This window comes from Goodfellowiella coeruleoviolacea, from assembly GCF_024171785.1.
Lineage (GTDB): Bacteria > Actinomycetota > Actinomycetes > Mycobacteriales > Pseudonocardiaceae > Goodfellowiella > Goodfellowiella coeruleoviolacea.
The window spans coordinates 170,455-195,065 of the sequence record NZ_JAMTCK010000003.1; the positions used below are offsets into that span (position 1 = coordinate 170,455).

The 24,611-nt window shown below is 73.7% G+C and carries 24 protein-coding genes; 3 read left to right on the top strand and 21 right to left on the bottom strand.

What is annotated here, in order from left to right:
- Nucleotide 1: 1 nt before the first annotated feature.
- The 6 genes from LX83_RS06800 to LX83_RS06825 form a co-directional block, all read right to left on the bottom strand.
- Entirely contained in the window at nt 2-931 is a 930-nt protein-coding gene (locus LX83_RS06800) for a dihydrodipicolinate synthase family protein (RefSeq protein ID WP_253768230.1), read from the bottom strand.
- A complete protein-coding gene (locus LX83_RS06805) occupies nt 928-2,388 on the bottom strand; it encodes an NAD(P)/FAD-dependent oxidoreductase (protein WP_253768232.1) in 1,461 nt (486 codons plus the stop codon). The genes LX83_RS06800 and LX83_RS06805 overlap by 4 nt, the downstream gene beginning before the upstream one ends.
- Nucleotides 2,388-2,681, bottom strand: coding sequence for a (2Fe-2S)-binding protein (locus LX83_RS06810; RefSeq protein WP_253769108.1), 294 nt, complete (start codon nt 2,679-2,681; stop codon nt 2,388-2,390). Before LX83_RS06810 ends, LX83_RS06805 begins: the two co-directional genes overlap by 1 nt.
- 62 nt (nt 2,682-2,743) lie before the next feature.
- Complete coding sequence (locus tag LX83_RS06815) at nt 2,744-3,937, bottom strand: NAD(P)/FAD-dependent oxidoreductase (RefSeq protein ID WP_253768234.1); 1,194 nt, start codon at nt 3,935-3,937, stop codon at nt 2,744-2,746.
- Nucleotides 3,938-3,986: 49 nt separating this feature from the next.
- Nucleotides 3,987-4,634, bottom strand: a complete 648-nt coding sequence (locus LX83_RS06820; RefSeq protein WP_253768236.1) for a helix-turn-helix domain-containing protein — start codon at nt 4,632-4,634, stop codon at nt 3,987-3,989.
- A 94-nt stretch (nt 4,635-4,728) separates the two neighbouring features.
- A complete protein-coding gene (locus tag LX83_RS06825) occupies nt 4,729-4,899 on the bottom strand; it encodes a hypothetical protein (protein ID WP_253768238.1) in 171 nt (56 codons plus the stop codon).
- A gap of 680 nt (nt 4,900-5,579) precedes the next feature.
- Here LX83_RS06825 and LX83_RS06830 point away from each other — a divergent pair.
- Entirely contained in the window at nt 5,580-5,996 is a 417-nt protein-coding gene (locus LX83_RS06830) for a VOC family protein (protein ID WP_253768240.1), read from the top strand.
- Between the two features lie 15 nt (nt 5,997-6,011).
- On the opposite strand, the gene LX83_RS06835 is transcribed toward LX83_RS06830, so the two are convergent.
- The gene (locus LX83_RS06835; RefSeq protein ID WP_253768242.1) at nt 6,012-7,343 is read right to left on the bottom strand and encodes an SGNH/GDSL hydrolase family protein; all 1,332 of its coding nucleotides are present in this window, start codon (nt 7,341-7,343) and stop codon (nt 6,012-6,014) included.
- A gap of 96 nt (nt 7,344-7,439) precedes the next feature.
- On the opposite strand from LX83_RS06835, the gene LX83_RS06840 reads away from it, so the two are divergent.
- Nucleotides 7,440-8,057 (top strand): TetR/AcrR family transcriptional regulator, encoded by a 618-nt coding sequence (locus LX83_RS06840; protein ID WP_253768244.1) that lies wholly within the window; start codon nt 7,440-7,442, stop codon nt 8,055-8,057.
- A 10-nt stretch (nt 8,058-8,067) separates the two neighbouring features.
- Here LX83_RS06840 and LX83_RS06845 read toward each other — a convergent pair whose 3' ends face one another.
- The gene (locus LX83_RS06845; protein ID WP_253768246.1) at nt 8,068-8,649 is read right to left on the bottom strand and encodes a TetR/AcrR family transcriptional regulator; all 582 of its coding nucleotides are present in this window, start codon (nt 8,647-8,649) and stop codon (nt 8,068-8,070) included.
- Nucleotides 8,650-8,874: 225 nt separating this feature from the next.
- Here LX83_RS06845 and LX83_RS06850 point away from each other — a divergent pair, with 225 nt between their 5' ends.
- Nucleotides 8,875-10,122 carry a Cmx/CmrA family chloramphenicol efflux MFS transporter gene (locus LX83_RS06850; protein ID WP_253768249.1) on the top strand — a complete coding sequence of 416 codons (1,248 nt, stop codon included), beginning with the start codon at nt 8,875-8,877 and terminating at the stop codon, nt 10,120-10,122.
- A 30-nt stretch (nt 10,123-10,152) separates the two neighbouring features.
- Here the strand turns inward: LX83_RS06850 and LX83_RS06855 are convergent, their stop codons facing one another.
- The 13 genes from LX83_RS06855 to LX83_RS06915 form a co-directional block, all read right to left on the bottom strand.
- A complete protein-coding gene (locus tag LX83_RS06855) occupies nt 10,153-11,370 on the bottom strand; it encodes a serine hydrolase domain-containing protein (protein WP_253768251.1) in 1,218 nt (405 codons plus the stop codon).
- A gap of 175 nt (nt 11,371-11,545) precedes the next feature.
- Nucleotides 11,546-12,193, bottom strand: coding sequence for a class II aldolase/adducin family protein (locus LX83_RS06860; RefSeq protein ID WP_253768254.1), 648 nt, complete (start codon nt 12,191-12,193; stop codon nt 11,546-11,548).
- A 4-nt stretch (nt 12,194-12,197) separates the two neighbouring features.
- Nucleotides 12,198-13,001 carry a class II aldolase/adducin family protein gene (locus LX83_RS06865; protein ID WP_253768256.1) on the bottom strand — a complete coding sequence of 268 codons (804 nt, stop codon included), beginning with the start codon at nt 12,999-13,001 and terminating at the stop codon, nt 12,198-12,200.
- Nucleotides 12,998-14,824, bottom strand: coding sequence for a xylulokinase (locus tag LX83_RS06870; RefSeq protein WP_253768259.1), 1,827 nt, complete (start codon nt 14,822-14,824; stop codon nt 12,998-13,000). The genes LX83_RS06865 and LX83_RS06870 overlap by 4 nt, the downstream gene beginning before the upstream one ends.
- A gap of 205 nt (nt 14,825-15,029) precedes the next feature.
- Complete coding sequence (locus LX83_RS06875) at nt 15,030-16,481, bottom strand: FGGY-family carbohydrate kinase (RefSeq protein WP_253768260.1); 1,452 nt, start codon at nt 16,479-16,481, stop codon at nt 15,030-15,032.
- A 179-nt stretch (nt 16,482-16,660) separates the two neighbouring features.
- Entirely contained in the window at nt 16,661-17,698 is a 1,038-nt protein-coding gene (locus LX83_RS06880; protein ID WP_253768262.1) for a 2-hydroxyacid dehydrogenase, read from the bottom strand.
- A complete protein-coding gene (locus LX83_RS06885; protein ID WP_253768264.1) occupies nt 17,695-18,792 on the bottom strand; it encodes an ABC transporter ATP-binding protein in 1,098 nt (365 codons plus the stop codon). The genes LX83_RS06880 and LX83_RS06885 overlap by 4 nt, the downstream gene beginning before the upstream one ends.
- Nucleotides 18,789-19,280 carry a ribose-5-phosphate isomerase gene (locus LX83_RS06890; protein WP_253768266.1) on the bottom strand — a complete coding sequence of 164 codons (492 nt, stop codon included), beginning with the start codon at nt 19,278-19,280 and terminating at the stop codon, nt 18,789-18,791. The genes LX83_RS06885 and LX83_RS06890 overlap by 4 nt, the downstream gene beginning before the upstream one ends.
- Nucleotides 19,277-21,142 (bottom strand): dihydroxyacetone kinase family protein, encoded by a 1,866-nt coding sequence (locus LX83_RS06895; protein WP_253768268.1) that lies wholly within the window; start codon nt 21,140-21,142, stop codon nt 19,277-19,279. The genes LX83_RS06890 and LX83_RS06895 overlap by 4 nt, the downstream gene beginning before the upstream one ends.
- On the bottom strand, nt 21,139-21,828 hold the full coding sequence (locus LX83_RS06900; RefSeq protein ID WP_253768270.1) for an HAD family hydrolase: 690 nt from the start codon (nt 21,826-21,828) through the stop codon (nt 21,139-21,141). The genes LX83_RS06895 and LX83_RS06900 overlap by 4 nt, the downstream gene beginning before the upstream one ends.
- Nucleotides 21,825-22,613 carry a DeoR/GlpR family DNA-binding transcription regulator gene (locus tag LX83_RS06905; RefSeq protein ID WP_253768273.1) on the bottom strand — a complete coding sequence of 263 codons (789 nt, stop codon included), beginning with the start codon at nt 22,611-22,613 and terminating at the stop codon, nt 21,825-21,827. The genes LX83_RS06900 and LX83_RS06905 overlap by 4 nt, the downstream gene beginning before the upstream one ends.
- Entirely contained in the window at nt 22,610-23,728 is a 1,119-nt protein-coding gene (locus tag LX83_RS06910) for an ABC transporter ATP-binding protein (RefSeq protein ID WP_253768275.1), read from the bottom strand. The genes LX83_RS06905 and LX83_RS06910 overlap by 4 nt, the downstream gene beginning before the upstream one ends.
- A complete protein-coding gene (locus tag LX83_RS06915) occupies nt 23,728-24,609 on the bottom strand; it encodes a carbohydrate ABC transporter permease (RefSeq protein WP_253768278.1) in 882 nt (293 codons plus the stop codon). The genes LX83_RS06910 and LX83_RS06915 overlap by 1 nt, the downstream gene beginning before the upstream one ends.
- Between the last annotated feature and the right edge of the window lie 2 nt (nt 24,610-24,611).

Here is a 24,611-nt window from a genome sequence, read left to right on the forward strand (position 1 = left end):
GTCAGGCGGCCACCGGGTGGGCGCGCAGGTAGTCGACGGCCCGGCGCACGTCCGCGTCCAGCTGGGCCCGCTGGTGCTCGGGCAGCGGCCCGCGCGGCGGCCGGCACGGGCCGCCGTACCGGCCGACCAGGTCCATGCCGTACTTGATGGCCTGCACGAACTCGGTGCGCGAGTCCCAGCGGAACGCGGCGACCAGCGGCTCGTACAGCTCCCGCGCCTCGGCCAGCCGGCCGGCCAGGGCCAGCTCGTAGAGCCGCACCGACTCGGCCGGGAACACGTTGGGGAACCCGGCGAACCAGCCGGTCGCGCCCATCAGCAGCGCCTCGACGGTCACGTCGTCCGCGCCGGCCACCACGTTCAGCCCGGGCGCGCGCTCGCGGATCGCCAGCACCCGGCGCACGTCCCCGGAGAACTCCTTGACCGCGACCACGTTGTCGATCTGGGCGATCTCGGCGAGCAGTTCGGGGGTGAGGTCCACCTTGGTGTCGATCGGGTTGTTGTAGACCATCACCGGCAGGCCCACGCTGGCCACCTGCTCGAAGTGGTGCACCACCTCGCCGGCGTTGGCCCGGTACATGGTCGGCGGCAGGCAGAGCAGGCCGTGCGCGCCGTCCTCGGCGGCCAGTTCCGCCCAGTGCCTGGCCAGGTGCGCGCCGGGCGCGTGCACGCCGACCACCACGATCCCGTCCGCGCCGACCGCGTCGATCGCGGTGCGGGCCACGGCCCGGCGCTCGTCGTCGGTCAGCGACGAGTACTCACCCAGCGACCCGTTCGGCCCGACGCCCCGGCACCCGCTGTCCACCAGCCACCGGCAGTGCTCGGCGTAGCGGTCCAGGTCGACGCGCAGCCCGGCGGGCGCGGTCGGGTCCTCGGCATAGGGCAGGGCGGTGGCCACGATGACCCCGCCCAGCCGCTCCGGCTGCTGCGTCATGCCTCACTCCTGTCCGTCGGATCCGTGCTCGCAAATCCGTGCTCGCTCGGTTCGGTCGGGGTGGTGGCCAGCTCGCCCAGCCGGATCGGCGCGGCGATCGGCCGGCGGGCCGAGGCGGCCGGGGTGAGCGGCGGGCGCTGGTCGGCCCGGCACAGCAGGGCCTCGGCCAGTTCGGCGGCGTTGCGGCCGCAGATCCGGCCCTGGCACGGGCCGAGGCCGACGCGGCTGGTCAGCCTGAGCACCCGCCCGCCCAGTGCGGCCCGCTGCCGCACCGCCTGGCACAGCGCGCCGTAGCTGACCTCCTCGCAGCGGCAGACCAGGGTGTCCTCGGTCAGCCAGGACCGCCAGCCGGGCCGCACCGGGTAGGCCCCGGCCAGGGCGGCGGCGAACCCGCGGCCGGCCCGGACCTGGCGCAGCGCGGCCCGCGGCACCGGCACGGCCAGCCCCAGGTGGCGGGCGGCGGACGCACCGGCCACCCGACCCTCGGCCGCGGCCAGGTCGGCCCCGCCGACGCCGGTCAGCTCGCCGGCCGCGAACACCCCGGGCGTTGACGTGGCCTGGGCGATGTCCACCCGGACGCACGTGCCCGTGGCGTCGAGGTCGCAACCGGCGGCCACGGCCAGCTCCAGCTGCGGCGTGAAGCCGAAGCCCACGCACACCGCGTCCACCGCGATCCGCCGCGCACTGCCCGGCACCACCCGCCAGTCCCGGGTCAGCCGGGCCGTGGTCACCGCCTCGACGCGATCGGTGCCGTGCGCGGCGAGGACCGCGTGGCCGGTCCGGTAGGCGATCCGGTGCCGGGCGAGCAGGCCCAGGTAGCCGGCCAGCTCCGGCAGCTTGGCCCGGCCGGCGAGCAGGGCGGCGGGCCGGGCCAGCCAGCCGGCCGCGGTGGCGCCCACCCGGTTGGCCTCCAGCACGCCCACCAGGTGCGCGCCCACCTCGATCAGGGACTGGGCCACCGGGAACAGGAACGGGCCGGTGCCGGCCAGCAGCACCCGCCGGCCCACCGCCACCCGCTGGCCCTTGGCCAGTGCCTGGGCCGCGCCCGCGGTGACCACCCCGGGCAGGTCCCAGCCGGGAAACGGCAGGGCCCGGTCGTGCGCGCCGGTGGCCAGCACCAACGCGGCCGGGTCCAGCACCCGAGCTGTCCGATGTGGACTGTCGGCCGGGCCGGTGCGCAGGTGCAGCCGGTGCCCGCCCGGCCGGGGTTCCAGCGCCCACACCACGGTCTCGGCCAGGTGCCGGACCCGCGGGTGGCCGGCCAGCTCGGCCTCCAGCCGGGCGAACCCGGGACCGGCGTGCTGGTCGGCCAGGCCGGGCGGCGGCTGCCGGTGGTACTGCCCGCCGACCCGGGGCGCCGCGTCGACCAGCACCACCTCGGCCCCGGCGTCGGCCGCCGCCAGCGCGGCCGCCATCCCCGCCGGCCCGGCGCCCACCACCGCGATGAGTCGTGCCATCACGCCTCCCCGGTCCGCGTGCCGTCGCCGGCCGGACCACCTGGTGCGGCCGGGCGGGGGCGGGGCGCGGTGCGGATGTCGTCGCCGTCGGCCACCAGCCGCTGGCAGGCCCGCACGTCCGGCACGCCGTTCACCTCCACCAGGCAGTCGAAGCACACGCCGATGCCGCAGAACAGCCCGCGCGGCCGGCCACCGCCCCGGGTGCTGCGCCAACTGGTGCGGCCGGCGCTGACCAGCAGGCCGGCCACGGTCTGCCCGGTGCGCGCGGTCACGGCCACCCCGTCCACGGTCACCTGCGGCGCGCCGGCGTCCCCGGTGCTCGGCCCTGGCCGCCCCCGGTGGTCGGCTTCCGGCGTCACGCCCGCACCTCCGCCCCGGTGAGCACCGCCGGGCGGTCCACCCGGAACGGGGTCGGGTCCACGTGCGGTTCGGCGCCGGTGAGCAGTTCGGCCAGCAACTGGCCGGTGGCCGCGGCCAGGCCGATGCCGGCGCCCTCGTGCCCGGTCACGTGCCACAGCCCGGCGACCCGGGGGTCGGGGCCGATCACCGGTAGGTGGTCCGGCGCGTACGGGCGGAACCCGCCGTAGGCGCGCTGCACCGGCACGTCGGCCAGCACGGGGAACAGGGCCACCGCCTTGCGGGCCAGTTCCCGCAGCACCGCGACCCGGATGGTGTCGTCGAACCCGACCCGCTGCCGGCTGGACCCGACCAGCACGGTGCCGGCCCTGGTCGACTCGACCACGGCGGATGTCTGCAGGTCGGCGTCGCCGCTGGCCACCGCGCCCACGTAGTCGGCGTCGTAGACCTTGTGCCGCACCGTGCCCGGCGGCAGCGGACCGGTCACCAGCACCACGCCGCGCCGGGGCAGCACGGTGATCGGCGCGCCGGCCGCCGTGGCGAACGCGCCAGCCCACGGGCCGCACGCGTTGACCACCGCGGCGGTGGGCAGGTCACCGGCGCTGGTGACGACCGCGCTGACCGCCCCGCCGGCGGCGCGCCGCAGGCCCAGCGCGGCCACCCCGGCCCGCACCGCCCCACCGCGTGCGCGCACCGCGGCCAGCAGGGTGGTGGCGGCGAGCACCGGGTGCAGCTGGGCGTCCTCCGGGTAGTGCACGGCGGCGGTGATCCCGGGCGTCAGCAGCGGTTCGAGTTCACCGACGCGGTCCGGGGCGAGCTGCTCGGCCCGCACGCCGGCCTGCCGCTGGGCGGCGGCGAACGCGGTGAGCGAGCCGGCGCCGGCCGCGGTGGTGGCGACCACCAGGCCGCCCTTGGCGTCCCACTCCACCTCGGCCAACTCGGGGCCGAGTTCCTCGCGCAGCGCGGGCAGCAGCACCCGCCAGCGGCGCAGCGAGTGCTGGGCCAGCACGAGTTCCGGACCGGGTTCCTTGTCGGAGACCAGCACGTTGCCCTCACCGGCCGCGGTGGTGCCGCTGGCCGGCGCGCCCCGGTCCAGCACGGTGACGCGCAACCCGGCCGCGGTCAGCGCCTCGGCGCAGGCCGCGCCCACCACGCCCGCGCCGACCACCACCACGTCCGGATGTGCTGCCACGCCATCCTCATTTCGTTCAACTCGTTCAACGAAATGAACGATCGGCACGTTAAGCGGGTGGTGGTGCCCCGTCAACCCCGCTGTCCTGCTCGGCCGCCTGGTTCACCGGGACGCCGCAGGAGCCGGCCAGCACCGGCGGTCCGGCGTCAGCCGGGTACTGCAGCAGCAGCACCGAGGTGACCGGGCCGCCGACGGTTTCGTAGATGTGCGGCCGGCGCGCTGGGAAGCACAGGTAGTCGCCCGGCCCGAGCTGGTGCGGCGAGTCCGGTGGACCCACCCTGAGCTGGCCGGAGGTCACCACGATGTGCTCGATGCCGGGGTGGCCGGCCGAGTGCTGCACCTCGCCTGGCCGGACCCGCTGGTCGTAGACCTCGAACACGGTCTCGGTGAGGTCCAGCCGGCGCAGCATGCGCAGGTCGACCGCGTTGCTGCTGAGCACCTCCAGGCCGGCGGAGCGGACCAGCACGACGTCGGGATCGGTGCGCTCGGTGAGCAAGGTGGACACCGGCACGTCCAGGGCGTTCGACAAACTGAACACGGTTTCGATGGTGGGGTTACCGCTGCCCGACTCCAACTGGGACAGCGTGCCCTTGGCGATGCCGGACCGGCGGGCCAGCTCGGACAGGGACAGGCCCTGCCGCGCGCGCAGCACCCGGAGATTGGCGGCCAACACCTGGCCGGCCCGTTCCCGCGCCACAGCCCCTCCCGTGGTCCGAACCCTCGCGACCCGCCCGATCGTCACATCCGGGTGCCGGTGGGACAAGCAGGCTGGTGGCTGGCGGTCGGGGTGGCTAGAGGTCGGTGATGGGGAAGAGCAGCTCGGTGGGCGGGTCGGCGGCGGGGCTGTCCAGCGGAGAGACGCCGTGCCGGGAGCGGTGCGGGTCGAACCGGTCCAGCAGCGTTTCCACCGGGATAGCCGCGTCACCTAACGTGTCGAGGTGGTGTTTGCCGAAGTCGATCACTCGCCTACGATACCCCCACTAGTTGCCGGTTAATCCGGCAATACTGCGCCGTGCCCGGATGACCGAAGTCGTGTTGCCGCGGACCGGTTTGATTCGGCGCACCGGGAGTAGCGTGTCGTGCCGTCTGCGTCAGCGGAATTGTGATCACCACGACGGTGTGCGGAATCGTCTCAGCACTTGCCCGGCTACCCCGGGTTTTGCCCGCCGGCTCCCGCTCGGGCCCGTGCTGACCGCGATGACCTGCGACAACGGCGTGCGGGCCCGGGGCGGATCGATTACCGCCGCCACGGACGGTGTCGCATCGTGGCGGGTGTGCTGACCGTGCGTATTCCCGCCGTCCGCAGTGGACCGGGGGCGGCCAATTCCTACTCCGCAGGCAACAACGGAGGCAGTGCTGATCGGTATCCCGTTTGGTGCCACGCAGCGTCACCGCGCTCACTCGCGCTCCGCCACGACACCGGAGAAAAACGTCAGCGCGAATTCACGACAAAGGCCTGGACAGCTGTTGTCAACCCCCGAGTGGCCCACCGGCCGCCACCGGAGCCGACCGGCGGGTGACGGAGGGGCACCCGCGGGCGGCCGGCAATTGAGGTCAGGAAGTGGCCGGAATGCGGCATAGCGTGCTGTCCCGAGGGGCGAACCAGCCCCGTGAGCATCGTGAGAGCGAACCGGAGGACGTCATGCTGCGAGGAATGGCCCACGCCGGGTACTGGGCGGACGACGTGACCGCCGCCAAGGAGTGGTACACCAGGCTGCTGGGGACCGCCCCCTACTTCGAGCGCGGCGGGCCGGACGGCCGACCCGCCTACGTGGAGTTCCGCATCGGTGACCACCAGGTGGAACTGGGCATCACCGACCGCCGCTTCGCACCCCCGGGCACGCCCACCGGGCCGGGCGGTGTGGTCCTCAGCTGGCACGTTGACGACCTGGCCGCGGCAGTCGACGCGGCGCTGGCCCTGGGGGCGGTGGCGCACGAGCCGATCACCGAGCGCGGCGGGGGCTTTGTCACGGCCTCGGTGATCGACCCGTTCGGCAACGTTCTCGGACTCATGTACAACCCGCAGTACCTCGCCGTGCTGGCCGAGCAGCGCGGCTGACCGGACTGCCTCGGCTCACAGGGTGGACAGGTCGATGGTGTCGGCCATCAGGCGGTAGCCGGCGTCGTTGGGGTGCTTGTGGTCGCCGCTGTCGTAGGCCGGGTTGATCCGGGTCGGGTCGGCGGGGTCGGCCAGGGCGGCGTTGAAGTCCACCACCGCGTCGTACTCGCCCGAGGTGCGGATCCACTGGTTGAGCTGGTCGATCTTGGCCTGGGCGGTGGCCGTGTAGTAGTCGGCGCCGCGCAGCGGGAGCAGGGTGGCGCCGATGACGCGGACGCCGTGCTCGTGGGCGCGGCGGATCAGCTCGCGGTGTCCGGCGATCAGCTCGTCCACCGAGCGGTTCGGGTTGGGCTTGAAGGTGGGCACGTCCACCTCGCTGAAGCCGATGTCGTTCAGGCCGGCCAGCACGATCATGGTGCGCACCCGGGGGTTGGCCAGCACGTCGCGGTCCAGCCTGGTGCGGGCGCTGTCGCCGAACCACGCCGAGTCGGACAGCACCATGCCGCCGCCGATGCCGGCGTTGAGCACCGGGCGCGGGGTGCCCGCCGCGACCAGGCGGTTGGCCAGGTGGTCGGGGTAGCGGCTGTTCGCGTCGTTGGTGGAGCCGAAGCCGTCGGTGATGGAGTCACCGAGGGCCACGATCGTGTCCCGGGTGGCGGCGTGCTGGGACGCGTTCGGGTCGAGCACCTCGATGCCGCTGAGGTAGTACCAGGAGTGGGTGGTGTCGGTGAACGCGGCCGGGTCCGGGTCGGTGCTGTGGTCGCCGGCGGCGCGGTAGCTGGTGGCGTAGCCCTGCAGGTGGGTGGTGGCCGGGCCGGTGGTGTGCGGCAGGTAGAGCGTGGTGGTCAGCGAGGCCAGCGGTTGGACCGGCAGGTCGACGGGGTCGCTGATCAGTTCGCCGCCGGCGGGGACGGCCGCGGACTCGGCACCGTTGAAGGTCAGCCGGCGCACGCTGTCGGCTGCCACGGCCGCGCCCTGGGTGGTGCGGGCCAGGCTGGCCGCGCCGACCTCCAGCGGTGAGCTGCCGTAGCGGTTGGACAGTCGCACGCGGACCGCGCTGCCGGCGGTGGTGACCCGCACGACCTGGCGGACGGTCTGGTCGCTGAACCCCTGCTCGGACCAGTTCGGCTCGAAGCCGATGCTGGGCCGCTGCATCGGGACCGACCAGGCCGTTGTCCACGCCTGCTCGGTCTGCTGCTGGGCGTTCTGCTCCTGGGCGTTCTGCTGCTGGGCGGACGCCGAGTTGGCGGCGGCCGGGTCGGTCGCGCACGCGGTGAGGGGCGCGGTGAGCGCGAGCGCGGTGAGGGTGGCCAGGGCGGTGGTGCGGCGCGGGCTGGTCGCGGTCATGGTGACTCCAAGAACCAGTTAATGGGTCTACAGTTCCGTTAAGTGCGGCTGGGACACTAGCACGCGACTGGTTGTTAAGGGAACTGGAGACCCGTTATGACGTCGAAGGGCGCTGAGGTGGGGACTGTCCGGCCCGGTGGGCGCACCGCGCGGGTGCGCGCCGCGGTGCTGCGTGCGACCGAGGACGCCCTGGTGGAACAGGGGTTCGACGGGCTGGACCTGGGTGCGGTCGCGCAGCGCGCCGGCGTCGGCAAGACCACGGTCTACCGCCGCTGGGGCAGCGCCACCGCACTCGTGGCCGACCTGCTGGTGGACATGGCCGAGCAGTCACTGCCGCGCGCCGACACCGGCTCGCTCACCGAGGACCTGCTGGCCAACGCCCGGCTGGTGCGCCGCACCCTGGCCGACCCGCGCCAGGGCACCCTGTTCCGCGCGGTGATCGCCGCCGCCAGCTGCGACGAGCGGACCGCCGAGGCGTTGCGGCGCTTCTACCAGGTGCGGGTGCGGGAGTGGGCGGTCTGCGTCGAGCAGGCGATCCAGCGGGGTGAACTGCCCGAGGACACCGATCCCGACGAGGTGGTGCGCGCGGTGTCCGCGCCGCTGTACTACCGGCTGCTGGCCAGTCAGCAGCCGCTGGACGAGGCCAGCGCGGACCGGGCCGCGCACGCCGCCGTGGCCGCCGCCAAGGCCGGCGTCTACGCCAGGACCCGGTGAGAGTCGCTGGTCAGAGGCCCTCAAGGGTGCTGTCGACCACGGCGAGCAGGGTGTCGCGGTCCGCCTCGACGCGGCCCAGCACCCGCAGCCCGTAGTAGGTGCTCAGCACCTGGCGGGCCAGCACGGCCGCGTCCCGGGTGGGGTCGATCTCGCCGTCGCGCTGGCCCCGCGCCACGGTCTCCCGCAGGGCCTGCTCCACCTCGGCGAACTGCCGGCGCACCTCGGCGCGGACGTCCGGGTCGGAGCTGGCCGTCTCCATGGCCGCGTTGATCGCGAAGCACCCGACGGGGCCGTCGGTGCCACCGAGGTCGAGGTCGATCGCCGCGACCATCAGTGCGCGCAGCCGCTCCTTGGCCGGCCCGGGCCGGCGCAGCAGCGCGACCTGCTCGGTGGTGCCGGTCTCGCGGTACTTGCGCAGCGCCCGCAGGTAGAGCTGGCGCTTGTCGCCGAAGGTGTTGTAGAGGCTGGACGGCCCGATTCCGGTGCGATCACTGAGGTCCCGGGTCGAGGTCGCCTCGTAGCCTCGGCGCCAGAACGCGTCCAGCGCCGCGTCCAACACGCTGGTCTCGTCGAACTTCCTCGGCCTCGCCACAGCCCCCACGGTAGTCCGGTTTTGGAGCGATCGCCCAGAACCGAGGCGGGCGGCGGGTGCGGGGTGTGCGGCGGGTCACCGGACGAGTTTTGAAGCGTGTGCTTCATAACGTGTTAGCGTCGGGTCCGACCGAGGCGCCCCAGGTCTGCTCCACGCACCCCGACCCGTCAACACCGTGGCGGGCCGGTACCGACACACGCACCGGAACCACTGGAAGGGCCACCCGTGCCACTCGCCGTGTACGTTCTCGCGCTGGGCATCTTCACCCAGGGGACCTCGGAGTTCATGCTCTCCGGCCTGCTGCCGGACCTGGCCGCCGACCTGCACGTGTCCATCCCGGACGCCGGCCTGCTCGTCTCGGCCTTCGCCGTCGGCATGGTGATCGGCGCGCCGGTGCTGGCCGTGGTCACCCTGAGTTGGCCGCGACGCACCACCCTGGTCGCGCTGCAGGTGGTCTTCGTCGGCGCGCACGTGCTCGGCGCGCTGGCCACCGGCTACCCGATGCTGTTCGCCACCAGGGTGATCAGCGCGGTGGCCTACGCCGGGTTCTGGGGCGTGGCCGTGGCCACCGCCGTGAGCCTGGTGCCGGCCGAGGCCAGGGCCAGGACCGTCGCCCTGGTGGCCAGCGGACTCACCCTCGCCACCATCGTGGGCGTGCCGGCCGGCACGGTGCTGAGCCAGTCCGCCGGCTGGCGGGCGGCGTTCTGGGCCGTCGCCCTGCTCACCGCGGTGAGCGCGGTCGGCGCGCTGGTCGTGGTCCCGGCCGGCCCGGCCCGCCGGGACGGCGCGCCCGGCCGGGAGGACGCGCGCACGGTCCGGGCGGAACTGCGCGGCATGGCCCGTCCGCAGCTGTGGCTGTCCTACGCGGTCACCGCGTTCGCCTTCGGCGCGGTCATCGTCACCTTCAGCTACCTGGCGTCCCTGCTGACCGAGGTGAGCGGGCTGCCGGCGGCCTGGGTGCCGGCCGTGCTGGCGCTGTTCGGCGTCGGCGGGCTGCTCGGCATGACCGCGGGCGGGCGCCTGGGTGGCACCTACCCGATCCGCACCCTGGTGGTGGGCCTGGGCCTGCTGGTGCTCGCCTCCGCGCTGCTCGCGGTCACCGCGCCGCACCCGGTCATCGCCGTCGTGCTGATCTTCCTGCTCGGCGTGGCCGGCTACGTCACCAACCCCGTGTTGCAGTCCCGGGTGTTCGTGCTCGCACCGGACGCGCCGACCCTGGTGGGCGCGGTCAACACCGCCGCGTTCAACGTCGGCAACACGCTCGCGCCGATGCTGGGCGGCATGGCGATCAGCGCCGGTCTCGGCTTCGCGTCCGTGGCCTGGGTCGGCGCCGGCCTCGGTGCACTCGGGCTGCTGGCCGCGGCGTGGGCCGGCCACCTCCAGTACCGCGCCCCGGCCCGGGACGCCCGGGACACCGCCGAGCCGCGGTCCTCGGCCCGGGCCGAGGCCAGCCGGGTGGACGCGGCTCGGTGAGGTGCCCGGCGGCCGTCTGCTGTGGACGGATCAGGCCGCCGGATCGGTCGAGCACAGGGCGGCCACGCCCAGCCGGTTGGCCGCGGCGCCCAGCTTCGCCGCGGTCTTCGGGTCCAAAGTGGAGTCCAGCGTGTAGGTGAAGGTGATCTGGCGGCTGGCGTCCGGGGAGCTGAACGAGTAGGTGGTGTACCCGAGCCCGCCGCCGGTGTGGCCGTAGACCACGTGGCCGGGCACGGCCGCGCAGTCGTCCGGCAGGGGCAGCCCCAGCACGCCCAGCCCGTACATGCCCTGCCACACGTCGTTGAAGTGCCTGGCCTCGGCCAGCAGCTCCGGCGACAGCAGGGTTCCGTCGAACATCGCGCGGTAGAAGTTGTTGATGTCGTGCGGCGTGGAGATCACCGCGCCGGCCGTGAAGAACTGGGTGGGGGACAGGTCGGTGGAGTCCACCAGCGGGTCGTTCGGGTCACCGGTCGCGTAGTTGCCGCTGGGGTGCGGACCCAGGATGAACGGGAGCGAGTGCGGCATGTACGAGTCGTGCATGCCCACCGGCCGGAGCACCCGGTTGGTCACCTCGGACTCGGCGCTGTGGCCGGTCAGCTTCTCGATGAGCAGGCCGATGATCACGTAGTTCGCGTTGGAGTAGCTGAAACCCGTGCCGGGCGCGAACAGCAGCGGTCGGCTGGTGGCCATCGCGACGAGCTGCCGAGGGGTGTAGGCGCGGTACCGGTTGGTGCGCACGTCCTCGGCGGAGCCGGCGTTCACCGACGGGTAGAGGTCGTCGAGGATGTACTCGGAGATACCGCTGGTGTGGCCGAGCAACTGCCGGACGGTGATGGTCTCCGGGTAGGGCAGCAGGCCGGGCAGGTGCCGCGCGATCGGGTCGTCCAGCCCCACCCTGCCCTCCCGCACCAGTTGGAGCAGCACGGTGGCCACCATGCTCTTGGTCAGGCTGGCGACCCGCACCCGGTCGGTGGGCCTGGTCTGGACGGGCGAACCCGGGCTGCGCGCGCCGCGCGCGCCCGACCAGGTCTGCTCGCCCACCCTGGCCTCGGCGAGCACGGCCGGCGCCCCGGCCGCCGCGACCTCGTCCAGCATGCGGTTCAACAGCTCCGGGTCCAAACCGCTGGGCCGCACGGCCGACATCGGTGGCGGGGTGGTGTCCGGCGCGGCGGCGCTCGCCGCGACCGGGGTGGACAGGGACAGCAGGCCGGCGGCCACCGCCACCGGGAGGATCAGGGATTTGCGCACGCCGGAAACGGTAGGGAGGCCGGGCCGGCCGGGCATCACGCCAACGACAGCCACCTACCCCGACGAAAGTCAGATCCATCCCCGACCGGTTCTCCGGGCCGGCGGCCCGGGGCCGGGCACGCGGTGCGCGGCCCGCCCGGCCTGCCGGCCCGCCGGCACTACCGGCCCGCCGGCGCTACCGGCTGGGCGGGCGTTGGCCGTAGCTGGACAGGCGGGCCACGACCTCGTCGAGCTGGGCGGTGGACAGCTCACGGGGGCGCTGCCCCGAGGACAGCACGCGCAACCCCACCTCGCACAGCCACTCCAGGTAGGTGGCCCGCTCGTAGGCCTGGGCCAGGCTGTCCCCGGTGGTGACGGCCCCGTGGTTGCCGAGCAGGCAGCCGGTGCGGTCGGCCAGCGCGGCCAGCATGGCCTCGGCCAGCTCGTCGGTCCCGTAGGGCGCGTACCGCGTCACCCGCACGCTGCCACCGAAGATCGCCAGGTAGTAGTGCACCGGCGGAACCTCGTCGACCAGGCAGGACAGCGCGGTCGCCGCCACCGAGTGGGTGTGCACCACGGCCGTGGCGTCGGTGGCCCGGTACACGGCCAGGTGCATGGGCAGCTCACTGGTCGGCTTGAGCGGCGCGTCCACCGGGCTGCCGTCCAGCCGGTGCACACCGACCAGCTCCGGGGTCAGCCGGCCGTAGTCCAGCCCGCTCGGCGTGACCGCGACCAGGTCGCCCACGCGCACGCTCACGTTGCCCGCGGTGCCCACCACCAGCCGGTCGGCCACCAGCCGCCGGCAGGTCTCCACCACGGCGGCCCGTTCGTTCGCCAACTCCATCGGCTCAGGCCTTCCCCGCCAGCTTCTGCCGGCGCAGCACCTCGTCGGGTCGCTTGTCCAACACGTCCACCGACCGCTGCGGCAGGAACGTCGGCCGGCCCACCGACAGCACGCCGGTGGCGATCCGGGCGAGCTTGACCGCCATCTCGGTCACCTGCAACACCTCGCGCGCGGACTCGCCCAGTGCGAACAGGCCGTGGTTGGCCAGCCACACCACCTTGGGGGCGACCCCGTGGGTCTCCAGGTGCCGGCGCAGCGCCTCGCGGGTGGCCAGCGCCAGCGGTCGACCCGGGTCGGCGTAGGGCACGAGCACGCTCTGCGCGCCGAGCACCACCACCTGGTCGGGGAACAGCGCGCCGTCCACCAGCACCGACGCCTGGTCGCTGCACAGCAGGGCGTTGGCCGCGACCGGGTGGGTGTGGCCGACCACGGACGCACCGGCCTCCTCGATGCACAGCGCGTGCAGCATCGCCTCGATGGACGGGCGCGGCCCGCCGTTCACCCTGGCGCCCATCAGCGCCTCGCCGAGCCGGTGCTCGTCCAGCTCCGGCCCGTCCAGCACGGACAGCAGCGCGGCCGTGTCGACCTCGACGAAGTCGCCCTCCTCGGCGCTGCCCATCATCGAGCCGCTGGCCTTGACCAGCATCCGGCCGTCCTGGGTGCGCACCGAGGTGTTGCCCTCGGCCAGGATCACCAGGTCCCGGTCCGGGTCGCCCAGGGTGCGGGTCAGGCTGAGCAGGTCGGCGGCCGCGCCGGACACCGGTGCGGCCGGGCCCGGCCTGCTGCTGTTGTTCTCGGTTGGGGTCACGCTGTTCCTCCCGCTGCTTGCTCGGCTGACGGCGCCTCCGTGGTCGCCGCCAGCTCGCGTTCCAGGTCGGCGAGTTGCCCGGTCCAGGCGTCGAACAGGGCACGCCGCTGGGCGTAGCGCCGGTGCCGCACCGGATCCGGCTCGACCCGGGTGGCCACCTGGGCGCCGAGCTGGCGCAGCGCGGCCACGTCGAAGTGGCCCGCGGCCAACCCGGCGAGGTAGGCCGCGCCCTGCGCGGCGCCGTGCCCGGCCACCGGCACCTCAACGGGCACGCCCAGCACGTCGGCCTTGACCTGCAACCACGCCCGGCTGCGCGCGCCACCACCGGCCGCCCGCACCGAGGGCACGGCGATGCCGGCGGCGCGCACCGCGTCCAGGTCGGCGGCGAGCTGGAACGCGGTGCCCTCGAACACGGCGAGCAGCAGGTCCCGGCTGTCCGTGCGCAGGTCGAGGCCGAGGACCGCGCCCCGGGCGGACGCGTCCCAGCTGGGGGTGCGCTCGCCGGCCAGCGAGGGCCGCACCAGCAGCCTGGTCGGCCGGGGCCGGGCGAGCAGCGGGTCGGCGTCCAGCAGGTCGTCGGAGCCGCCGGTGAGCCCGCGCAGCCAGTCGACCACCGAGCCCGTGGTCACCTGGGCGGTGAGCAGCAGGTCCACCCCGGGCAGGCCGTGCCGGGAGTGGATCAGCCCGGGCACGGCGGCGTTCCGGTCGATCGCGGCGATGCCGACCGTGGAGAAGCCGGTCATCTCCACGAACGGGTCGCCGGGCGCGAGCACCCCGGCCTCCAGGGCGGCGCCCACCGCGTCGATCCCCCCGGCCGCCACCGGCGTGCCCGCGGGAATGCCGGTGGCCGCCGCTGCCGTCGGCGTGACCTGGCCGACCAGCTCGGCGCACGGGCAGGGGTCGGGCAGCAGGCCGGTGGGCACGCCGTGCTCGGCGAGCACCGGGTCGTAGTGGCCGTCCCAGGCCTGGGTGAGCGCGGCCGTGGAGTCGTCGAAACTGGCCGCGCCGGTGAGCCGCCGGACGATGAACCCGTTGGCGGACAGAATGGTGCTGGTCCGGTCGAGCTGCTGGCGGCGGTGCGCGGCCAGCCAGGCGAGCTTGGCCGTGCCGAAGTACGGGTCGGGCCCGTTGCGGCCCAGGCTGGTCAGGTCGGCGATCCAGCGCGCCTCCGCGCTCGCCCTGCGGTCCACCCAGGTCAGCGCGGGCCCGGTGGGGTCGCCGTCGGCGTCGACACCGACCAGCGTGGGCGCCTGCGCGGTGACCGCGACGGCCAGCACGCGCCGGCCGGCCACCACGGCGGGCACGGCAGCACACAGCGCGGCCCACCAGTCCTCGGCGTTCTGCTCGGCCGCCGCTCCCGCCACGGCCGTGGCGTAGCGCACCGCCCGGTCCGCGACCAGCCGGCCGGCCAGGTCGACCGCGACCGCCTTGAGCCCGGTGGTGCCGACGTCGATGCCGAGCAGGACCGGGCCGGGCTGCCCCGTGGCGCTGGTGGTGCGGCTGGCACTGGTGGTGCTGGTGGTGTGGCTGGCACTGGTGGTGTGGCTGGCACTGGTGGTGTGGCTTGTGCTGGTGGTGCTGCTTGTGCTGGTGGTGCTGTTGCTGCTTGTGCTGGTGGCGTTGGTGGTGTGGCTCGTGCCGTTGGCGCTGCTCGTGCCGTTGGCGCTGCTCGTGCCGTTGGCGCTGCTCGTGCCGTTGGCGCTGCTGGCGCTGCTGGCGCTGCTGGTGTCGTTGGCATTGCTGGCGCCGCTGGCACTGTTGGCGCCGTTGGTGCGGCGCGAGGCGTCGTCGCCGTTGCCTGGCGGCGCGGGGTGGTCGCTCATAGCACCTCTCCGGGGGAGCGCACCAGGTGGTGTTGTCGGCCTGTGGACAACTGCCGGCCAGCGCCGCGGTTGTCCACAGATTTGTCGCGGCCGGTCAGATCAGCGGGATGCGCGGATAGGCTGGAGCCGGGGTCGCCCCCCTGGGAGGGCGGGGGTGTGGGTGTTGGGTGGGACGAGTGCGCCGGGCGTGCGGTGCTGGTGGGTCTCATGCCGCACCCCACAGCGGGCGGGCCGCGGCCAACTGGTCCAGGTAGCGCTGGTAGCCGCGCTCGTAGTGGTCTGCGGCAGCGCCCGGCTCGACCACCCGCGCCGACCCGGTCCACCCGGCCTCGTCCACCGGCCGGCCCAGCGCGGCCAGGCCGGCGACCACCGCACCCCTGGCGCCCACCTGCGTGCCCTGGGCGATGTGCAGCGGCCGGCGCAGCACGTCCGCGAACACCCGCAGCCACGCGTCACTGCGCGCGCCACCGCCGGACACGGCCAGCGCGCCGGACAGGCCGGCCGCCTCCAGGCAGTGCCTGGCCGCGTAGGCGATGCCCTCGCACACCGCGCGCACCACGTCGGCCGCGTCGTGCTGCAGGGTGAGACCGCTGAACTGGCCGCGCGCGAACGGGTCCACGAACGGGGCGCGTTCCCCCGAGGGCGCGAAGTAGGGCAGCACGGACACGCCGCGCGCCCCGGGCGGCGCCGCGGCCAGCAGCCGCGGCAGATCGTCCACTGTGGACTTCGTCAGGCGCAGCACCCAGTCCACCGACGCGGTCCCCACCATGGCCGGCATGGCCCGCAGGAACCGGCCGGGTGTGCCGGTGGCCAGGTTCATCCCGGCCGGCGCCCCTGATGTGTCCACAGTGGAGGACGCGACCTGGCAGGCCAGCGTGGTGCCGATGATGAGCATGCCGTCACCCGGGTGGACCACGCCGGCGCCCCGTGCGCACGCGGGCAGGTCGAACGGCCCCGAGGTGACCGGTGTGCCCACGGGCAGGCCGGTGGCCGCCGCCCCGGCCGCGTGCAGCTCACCCACGGGCAGCGGGGTGCGCACCGGGGCGAGCAGGTCGGCGCGGTGGGTCAGGCCGGTGGCCTTGAGCACGGCCTCGCTGTAGCCGCCGGCCGGGTCGCCAAAGGGCAGCGAGGCGTCCGAGGCGTCCGTCGCCCGCACCCCGGTCAGTCGCTGGAACACCACGTCCTTGCAGTAGGCGGCCGTGGTCGCCCGGTCGAGCGCGGCCGGCTCGTGCGCGTCCAGGTGGGCGAGCAGCGCGGCGGCGCAGCCGGGGAACAGGGTGTTGCCGTTGGCCTGGAACACCGCATCGGCCACGCCGCTGTCGGTCCACTCCCGGATGGTCCCGGCGGCCCGACCGTCCATCCAGGACACCGCGGGGCGCACTGGCCGGCCCTGGTCGTCCACCAGCCACAGGCCGTCGCCCTGGCCGGTCAGGGCGAGCAGTTCCACCGGCTCGCGCACCCGGTCGAGCAGGCCCCGGATCACCGCCCCGACCGAGTCGACCACCTCGTCGGTGTCCTGCTCGACCAGGCCCGGGGACGGGTGGCTCAGCCTGGTGTCGACCACCTCGCAGTCGAGCTGCTCGCCCGACTCGGCGAAGGCGACCGCCTTGGTGACTGATGTGCCCACGTCAACGCCGACGTACACGTGCACCTCCATCCCGGCGGCCTGACCACCGGCACAGAACTCAACGGGGAACCAACGGGAAGGAACAACTGACAGGGGAACAGCGGGACAGCGGGACAGCGGACAGCGCGCCGGGCCGGGCCGGGCCGCCACCCGACGTGCCCGGGCGGCCGGCCAGGAGACCAGCCGCACCGGGGCGCCGGGCGGGGTGTTCAGCTGGACAGGACCTCCGGGTTCGAGCAGTTGGCCAGCGGCTCGCCGCGCACCCAGCGGCCGACCTCGGCGGCCACGATGCGGGCGGCCTTCTCCGCGACCGCCTTGGACGCGCCCGCGATGTGCGGGGTCATCACCACGTTGGGTGCGCTCAGCAGCCGGTCGCCGGCCGGGATCGGCTCGGTCTCGAACGTGTCGAACGCGGCGCCGGCCAGATGCCCCGACTCCAGCGCGTCACACGTGGCCGCGTAGTCCAGCAGCGGGCCCCTGGCCGCGTTGACCAGGTAGGACCCGGCCGGCATGGCCGCCAGTTCGGCCCGGCCGATCAGGCCCCTGGTCTCCTCGGTGACCCGGGCGTGCAGGGTGACGATCTTGGACTGGCGCAGCAGCTCGTGCAGGTCGGACACGGGCTCGCCGTAGGCGGCCAGCGCCTCCTGGTCGGCGTACGGGTCGTACACCCGCACCTTGGCGCCGAACGCGTTGAGCACCTTGGCCACCCGGCTGCCCACCGCGCCGAACCCGACCAGGCCGACCGGGGTGCCCTCCAGTTCCAGGCCGCAACGCTCGTAGCGGTAGTAGTCGCCGCGCCACTCGCCGGCCGCCGTGTGCGCGTGTGTCTCCGGAATCCGCCGCAGCACGGCCAGCAGCAGGCCGACCGACATCTCTGCGGTGGCCGTGGCGTTGCGGCCGGGCGCGTAGCAGACCGCCACGCCCGCCTCGGTGGCCGCCGGGATGTTCACGTTGACCGGGCCGCCCCGGCTGACCGCGATCAGCCGCAGATCCGGGCTGGACCTGAGCACGCGCTCGGTCACCGGAGCCATCTGGGTGACCAGCACCTGCCGGCCGGCCAGCGCCTCGATCAGGTCGTCCTCGGTGCCGGACGCCTCGTCCACCTCAGCGACCTGGCCGAACGCCACGTCCGGCCAGGGCAGGTCCAGGCTGGTCACGTCGGCCGAGGGCACCTCGGCCAGGACCGCGTCGGTGAGCAGGCTGCTGAGCACGAAGTTGTCGCCGGCGGCCAGTACTGGGGGTGTCATCGGATGCGTTCTCCTGTGCCTCGCTGGAAAACAAGGGTGCGGTCGATGTTCGGCCGCAGGCCGACGGCCTGGCCCGGGCTGATCCCCGGTCCCGCCTCGGTCTGCACCACCACGTGTTGCTCGGTGCCCGGCAGCCGCACGGTGATCAGGGCGAACTCCAGCACGTCCTCGACCACCAGCACCTCGCCGGTGAACACCGCGTCCGGGTCGCCCGCGGGCAGTGGGCGCAGCGTCTCGGGCCGCACCCCGACCACCACCTCGGTGCCGTTGCCGGCGTCACCGGTGACCCGGACCGGCAGGGCCACCTCGGCGGACACCCGCACCAGCGACCCGTCCGCGTCCCGCTCCAGCACGCCGTCGAGCAGGTTCATCGGCGGCTCGCCCACGAAGTCGGCCACGAACAGGTTCGCCGGGTCGTCGTAGACCTCCTCGGGTGTGCCGACCTGCTGGATCAGGCCGTCGCGCATCACCACCACCCGGTCGGCCAGGCTGATCGCCTCCTCCTGGTCGTGGGTGACCAGGATCGTGGTGTAGCCGAGGTCCTGCTGCAGCCGGCGCAACTCCCGGCGGGTGGTGTCCCGCTGTGCGGCGTCCAGGTGGGACAGCGGCTCGTCCAGCAGCAGCACCTCGGGCTGCCTGGCGATCGCCCTGGCCAGGGCCACCCGCTGCTTCTGGCCCGAGGACAGCCCACCCGGCTTGTCGTCGAGGATGTCCACCAGGTCCAGCCGCTCGGTGATCTCGGTCAGCCGCTGCTGCCAGCCCTGCCGCTTGCGGGCCCGCAGCCCGAAGGTGATGTTCTGGGCCACGCTCAGCGGCGGGTACAGCGCGTAGTTCTCGAACGCCACACCGATGTTGCGCCGCTGCGGCGGCAGCCCGACCATGGACCGGCCGCCGATCAGGATGTCGCCGCTGGTCAGCTCCTCCAGTCCGGCGATCATGCGCAGCGTGGTGCTCTTGCCGCAGCCGGACGGGCCGAGCAGGGCCACCAGTTCGCCGCTGCCCACCTCCAGGGACACCCCGCGCACGGCGGTGACGTCCTCGCCGCCCCGCGTCTGGTAGACCTTGCGCACGTCGGCAAGGCGCAGCTCGCTCATGACGCCAGCCCCTGTTCCCGCTGCTCGTAGTCGCTGATCACGGCGACCTTGCGCTGCGAGGGCGACGCCTCGTCGAAGACGTGCCCCAGCCACTCGTCCAGCAGGGTGGCGGCCAGCTCCGGGCCGATCACCCGGGCGCCGAAGCACAGCACCTGGCAGTTGTTGGACAGCACCGAACGCTGCACCGAGTAGCTGTCCGCCGCCACACTCGCCCGCACCCCGGGCACCTTGTTGGCCGAGATCGACATGCCGATCCCGGTGCCGCACACCAGCACCGCCCGGTCGACCTCGCCCCGGGCCACGGCCTCGGCCGCGCGCAGCCCCACGTGCGGGTAGGCGGTGCTGTCGTGTTCGTCGGGCACGCCGTAGTCGACGACCTCCACCACGCGGTGGTCGTCGGCCATGCGCTGGGCGAGCAGCTGTTTGAGGGCGAAACCCAGGTTGTCCGAGCCCACCCCGATCCGCCAACGGACCTGGTCGGTCGTCATTCGCGGTCACCTCCATCCGCAGCGGGAGAACGCTGCCCGGTCTCGGCGAGCACCTCGGCCACCGACGCCAGGCAGTAGGTCAGGGACGTGGCACCCGGGTCGGGGGTGCCCAGGCTGCGCTCGGCCAGCGCGGCCGAGCGGCCCCGGCGGGCGGCCAGGTCGGCCGTGGCCGCGGTGCCCCGCTCAGCGGCGGGCAGCGCCGCCGCCCACGCCTCGGCCAGGGCGACACCGGCCTGGGCCTGCTCACCCAGGGCCGTCACGAACGGCGCCAGCGCGTCCAGCATGGTCTTGTCGCCCGGCTTGGCCCGGCCCAGCCGCATCACCGCGTCCAGTGCCTCGGCCAACCCCCGGTGCAGGGTGGCCGTGTCCAGGTGGTCGGCCGCGGCCACGGTCTGCCCGACGGTGCGCAGCATCGCGCCCCACAGCGCGCCCGACGCGCCGCCCGCGGTGTCGTCGAAGCCCTTGCCCGCCGCGGCCAGCACCGCGCCGGCGCCGCCACCGGCCTGGTGCGCCTCGGCCGCGGCCAGGCTGGCCGCGGTCAGCCCGCGCACCATGCCCCGACCGTGGTCACCGTCGCCGGCCACCGCGTCCAGCCGGCCGAGTTCGTCCTCGCGGGCGCTGATCACCGCGCGCATCCGCTCGACGACCGCCGCGGCGACCCGCCCGCCCCGGCCGACCAACTCGTCCGGGTGCGCCGGGGGAGGTGTGCTGGCTGTGCCGGTGCCGGTCGCAGCTGTGCCGGTCGCAACTGTGCCGGTCGCAACTGTGCCGGTGGGAGCTGGGGCGGTGGGTGTGGTCGGTGGGCGGGTGGTGGCGGCGGTGCCGGTGCTCGGCCGGGCACCGGTGGCGCCGGTCGGGTGGGGTGCGGGCTTGCGGTAGCCGGGGGTGTCCGCGCCGGCCACCCACAGCTCGGTCAGCTCCTCGTCCAACCAGTGCAGCGTCAGCGACGCGCCAGCCATGTCCAGCGAGGTGACCAGCTCGCCCACCTCGGGCTCGACGATCTCCACGCCGGCCGAGGCCAGTGCCCTGGCCACCGTGGACCACACCACGAACAGTTCCTCGTACTTGGTGGTGCCCAGGCCGTTGAGCAGCACCGCGGCCCGGCTGCCCGCCCCGGCCGGCCGCTCCGCCAGCAGCGGCTCCACCAGCAGGGTGGCCAGTTCGGCTGCGCTGACCCGGTCGACCGTGCGGATGCCCGGCTCACCGTGGATGCCCAGCCCGATGTCCATCTTGGTCGGATCGACCGTGAACAGCGGCTCGGCACTGCCCGGCATGGTGCAGCCGGCGAAGGCCACCCCCAGCGTCCTGGTGGCGTCGTTGGCCTTGCGCGCCAGACGCTCCACTTCGGACAGTGGCTCGCCGCGCTCGGCCGCCGCGCCGGCCGCCTTGAACACCACGAAGTCACCGGCGATGCCGCGCCGGTCGGCGGCCCGCTCCGGCGGTGCCGAGGCCACGTCGTCGGTGACCAGCACGGTGGCGGCGGCGATGCCCTCCTCGCGCAGCCGCTGCTCGGCCGCGCCGAAGTGCATCACGTCGCCGCTGTAGTTGCCGTAGCTGAACAGCACGCCCGCGCCGGCGTCCGCGGCCCGAGCCACCCGGTAGGCGTGCTCGGCCGAGGGGCTGGTGAAGATGTTGCCGATCACCGCGGCCGTGGCCATGCCCTCACCAACCAGGCCGCAGAAGGCCGGGTAGTGCCCGCTGCCGCCGCCGATGACCACACCGACCCTGCCGGGCACCGGGCCGGCCGCCCGGATCACCCCGGCGGCGTCCGGCACCTGGCGGACGTAGCGCTGGTAGGCCGAGACGAACCCGGCGGTCATGTCCTCGCTGAACGCGGCCGGGTCGTTGAACAGGATCGTCACCGCCGTGCCCCCTCGCTGAGCCTGCCCACCAGGAAGTCGCGCGCCTTGGCGTGGTCGTCGGCCACGAACTCGGCCAGCGCCAGCGCGTCCGGCTTGGGCGGGTAGACGCGGTTGGGCAGCGCCACCAGGGTCAGGCCGGCCGCGTGCGCCGCGCGCATGCCGTTGCTGGAGTCCTCGATGCCGAAGCCGCGCGCCGGGTCCAGTCCGAGCCGGCGCGCCGCCTCCAGGTAGACGTCCGGGGCGGGCTTGCCCCTGGGCACCTCCTCGCTGGAGCACAGCGCGCTGAACCGGTCGGCCAGGCCGTGCTCGGCGAGCACGGCGCTGATCAGCCGGCGCGGCGCGGACGAGGCCACCGCGATCGGGACCAGTTCGGCCACGGTCGTGACCAGCTCCCGCGCGCCGTCCAGCAGCGGGCCCTCACCACCCAGCACCTTGTCGATCATGAACTGGACGCACTCGTCCTCGACCTCGTCGGCGCGCTCCGGCGCACCCACGCGTTCGGCCAGGTAGCGGGCCCACTCCGGGGCGCTCATGCCCTGCACCGTGGTGGTGTCCTCGGCGGTCCAGGCGTAGCCGCGGCCCTTGGCGCTGGCCGTCCAGCTCTGCTCCCACAGGTGCTCGGTGTCGACGATCACCCCGTCCAGGTCGAAAATCACGCCGGCGTAGCCGCTCGGGCTCGTGGTCATGTCTTGGCCACCTCGTATCGCACTCGGTTCTCGTCCAGTTCGGCGAGACGTTCCTCGGACACCCCGTCGTCCACGATCACCAGGTCGAAGGTGTCCAGTGGCACCAGGCGGTGCAGCGCGACCTTGCCGAGCTTGCTGTGGTCCAGCAGCAGGTACCGCTTCTCGGCCACGTTGAGCATGGCCCGCTTCACCGCCACGATGTGCTGTTCCTGGTGGTAGGCGAGTCCGCCGGACACCGCCGAGGTGGACACGAACACCGCGTCCACCCGCAGCGCCTCGATGGCCTCCACGCAGGAGACCCCGAGGAACGAGTCGTGGTTGGGGTCGTAGTCGCCGCCGAGCGCGGTCAGCCCGATGTCGGGCAGTCCACTGAGGACCTTCATGCCCTCCAGGTAGTTGGTGACCACGCGCAGCGGCGTGATCCCCCCGAGCATCCTGGCCAGCTCCAGCACCGAGGTGGAGTCGTCGAACATGAGCGACATGCCCGGCTCGATCAACCCCAGCGCGTGCCGGGCGATGACCTGCTTCTGCGCGAACATGGCCCGCTGCCGGTAGACCACGTTGCTCTCGAACACGCCGGACGGCTGCGCCGAAACCCCACCGCGGAACTTGCGCACCAGCCCGCGTCTGGCCAGTTCGTCGAGGTCGCGGTGCATGGTCATCAGGCTCACGCCGAACTGGTCGGCGAGTTCCTGCGCCGTGGCCGACCCGCGCCCGAGCAGGTGGGTGGTCAGCTCGTCGAGGCGGTTCTCCCGGCGCCGGGACAGGTTCTGATCCGTGCTCATGGCCCGATCCTGGCGCCTTCCGGGCCGTGCTCGAACATCAGGACCCGGCCGGCGGGAACCACCACGGTCACCCGGTCGCCCTCGGCCACCTGACCCAGCCGCGCCCGGTCGCCGACCACGGCCAGCAGCGTCCCGTCGACCTCGACCGACACCTCGATCTGCGCGCCGATCAGCTCGGTCACCGCCACCCGACCACGCACGGCCACGTGTCCGTCCGGCACGGCCGCGTCCGGTCCGAGCACGCGCGCGTCCCTGGGGCGGAACCCGGCCTGGAGCTGGGTGCCCACCGCGACGTCGGCGCCCTCGGGCAGCGGCGCCCGCAGCGAGCCCGACACGTCCCGGAAGAACCGGCCACCGGCCGGGTCGTCCACCACCGCGCCGGGCAGCAGCACCATCCTGGGCTTGCCGAACGCCTGCGCCACGAACACGGTGGCCGGCTGCTCCCAGATCTCCTGCGGGGTGCCCACCTGGATCACCCGGCCCTCGTTGAGCACCCCGATCCGCTCACCGAGCGAGAGCGCTTCCACGTAGTCGTGGGTGACGTACACCGTGGTGGTGCCGTCCTGCCTGGCGATCAGCTTGAGTTCGGCGCGCATGCTGGCGCGCAGCTTGGCGTCCAGGTGCGTCAGCGGCTCGTCGAGCAGGTAGGCGTCGGCCGGCCGCACCAGCACCCGGCCCAGGGCCACGCGCTGGCGCTGCCCGTTGGACAGCGCCCCCACCTTGCGGTCCAGCAGGTGGTCGATGCCCAGGGTGGTGGCCACCTCGGTGACCCGCTTGACCACCTCGGCCTCGGGCCGGCGGTGCCGGGGCGAACGCAGCGGCGAGGCCAGGTTGTCCCGCACGTTGTGCTGCGGGTAGAGCGCGTAGCTCTCGAAGCACATGGCCACGTTGCGGTGGGTGGGCTCCACGTCGCCGACGTCCACGCCGTCGAACAGCACCGTGCCCTGGTCGGGTTCGGCCAGCCCGGCGATGGTCTTCAGGGTGGTGGTCTTGCCCGCGCCGGACGGACCGAGCAGGCAGAAGAACGACCCGTCGGCGACGGTGAAGCTGACGTCCGCCAGCGCGGTGGTCCTGCCGAAGCTCTTGGCGATGCCGCGCAGCTCAACCGATGCCATCAGTCCTTCACCGACCCGAACGACAGGCCCCGCACCAGGAACCGTTGGATGGACAACGCCAGCACCAGCGGCGGCACGGCGGCGATCAGCGCCGCGGCCGCGGTGAAGTTGAACTTGGCCTCGTTGCCGCCGATGAACGACAGCGAGCCCACCGTGACCGTCTGCGCGTTGCTGGAGGTCAGGGTCAGCGGGAACACGAAGTTGTTCCACGCGAAGATGAACGCCAGCAGGCTCACCGCGGCGATGCCCGGTTTGACCAACGGCAGCACCGTGCGCAGGAACGCCTGGGTGCGGCTGTAGCCGTCCAGCAGCGCGGCCTGCTCGATCTCCGGGGACAGGTCCTCGAAGTAGGAGCGCAGGATCCACACGATCAGCGGCAGGGTGACCAGTTGCAGCACCCAGATCATGCCGGTGTAGCTGTCGAACAGCCCGATCTGCGGGTAGATCACGGACAGCGGGATGATCACCACCAGCTCCGGGGCGAACCGGAACGACAACAGGGTGAACATCAGGTTCTCCTTGCCGCGGAAGGAGAACCGGGCCGCCGCGTAGGCCGCTGGCACGCCGATCAGCAGCGACACCAGCACCGCGCCGATCGAGGTCACCAGGCTGGAGACGAAGAACCGCAGGAACGGCACGCCCGCGTCGGCGTCGCCGAGACCCAGCACCGCGCGGTAGGAGTCCAGCGTGGGGCTGAACGCGAAGTAGGTGGTCAGCTGGTCCTGCTTGTCCTTGAGCGACAGCAGGATCATCCACACCACCGGGAACAGCGAGAACGCGAAGTACGCGAGCAGCCCGACGGTGGTGAGCACCCGGCCCAGCCGGCGCCGGGCCACGCCGGTGGCGTGCTGGGTGGTGACGTGGGAAGCGGTGTCGGTCATGC

Coding starts and splice junctions, on each gene's coding strand:
- LX83_RS06900 (WP_253768270.1), bottom strand. CDS start 21,828: ATGACCACGAGCCCGAGCGGCTACGCCGGCGTGATTTTCGACCTGGAC.
- LX83_RS06840 (WP_253768244.1), top strand. CDS start 7,440: ATGACGTCGAAGGGCGCTGAGGTGGGGACTGTCCGGCCCGGTGGGCGC.
- LX83_RS06875 (WP_253768260.1), bottom strand. CDS start 16,481: ATGGAGGTGCACGTGTACGTCGGCGTTGACGTGGGCACATCAGTCACC.
- LX83_RS06910 (WP_253768275.1), bottom strand. CDS start 23,728: ATGGCATCGGTTGAGCTGCGCGGCATCGCCAAGAGCTTCGGCAGGACC.
- LX83_RS06830 (WP_253768240.1), top strand. CDS start 5,580: ATGCTGCGAGGAATGGCCCACGCCGGGTACTGGGCGGACGACGTGACC.
- LX83_RS06890 (WP_253768266.1), bottom strand. CDS start 19,280: ATGACGACCGACCAGGTCCGTTGGCGGATCGGGGTGGGCTCGGACAAC.
- LX83_RS06915 (WP_253768278.1), bottom strand. CDS start 24,609: ATGACCGACACCGCTTCCCACGTCACCACCCAGCACGCCACCGGCGTG.
- LX83_RS06905 (WP_253768273.1), bottom strand. CDS start 22,613: ATGAGCACGGATCAGAACCTGTCCCGGCGCCGGGAGAACCGCCTCGAC.
- LX83_RS06880 (WP_253768262.1), bottom strand. CDS start 17,698: ATGACACCCCCAGTACTGGCCGCCGGCGACAACTTCGTGCTCAGCAGC.
- LX83_RS06860 (WP_253768254.1), bottom strand. CDS start 12,193: ATGGAGTTGGCGAACGAACGGGCCGCCGTGGTGGAGACCTGCCGGCGG.
- LX83_RS06800 (WP_253768230.1), bottom strand. CDS start 931: ATGACGCAGCAGCCGGAGCGGCTGGGCGGGGTCATCGTGGCCACCGCC.
- LX83_RS06885 (WP_253768264.1), bottom strand. CDS start 18,792: ATGAGCGAGCTGCGCCTTGCCGACGTGCGCAAGGTCTACCAGACGCGG.
- LX83_RS06870 (WP_253768259.1), bottom strand. CDS start 14,824: ATGAGCGACCACCCCGCGCCGCCAGGCAACGGCGACGACGCCTCGCGC.
- LX83_RS06835 (WP_253768242.1), bottom strand. CDS start 7,343: ATGACCGCGACCAGCCCGCGCCGCACCACCGCCCTGGCCACCCTCACC.
- LX83_RS06805 (WP_253768232.1), bottom strand. CDS start 2,388: ATGGCACGACTCATCGCGGTGGTGGGCGCCGGGCCGGCGGGGATGGCG.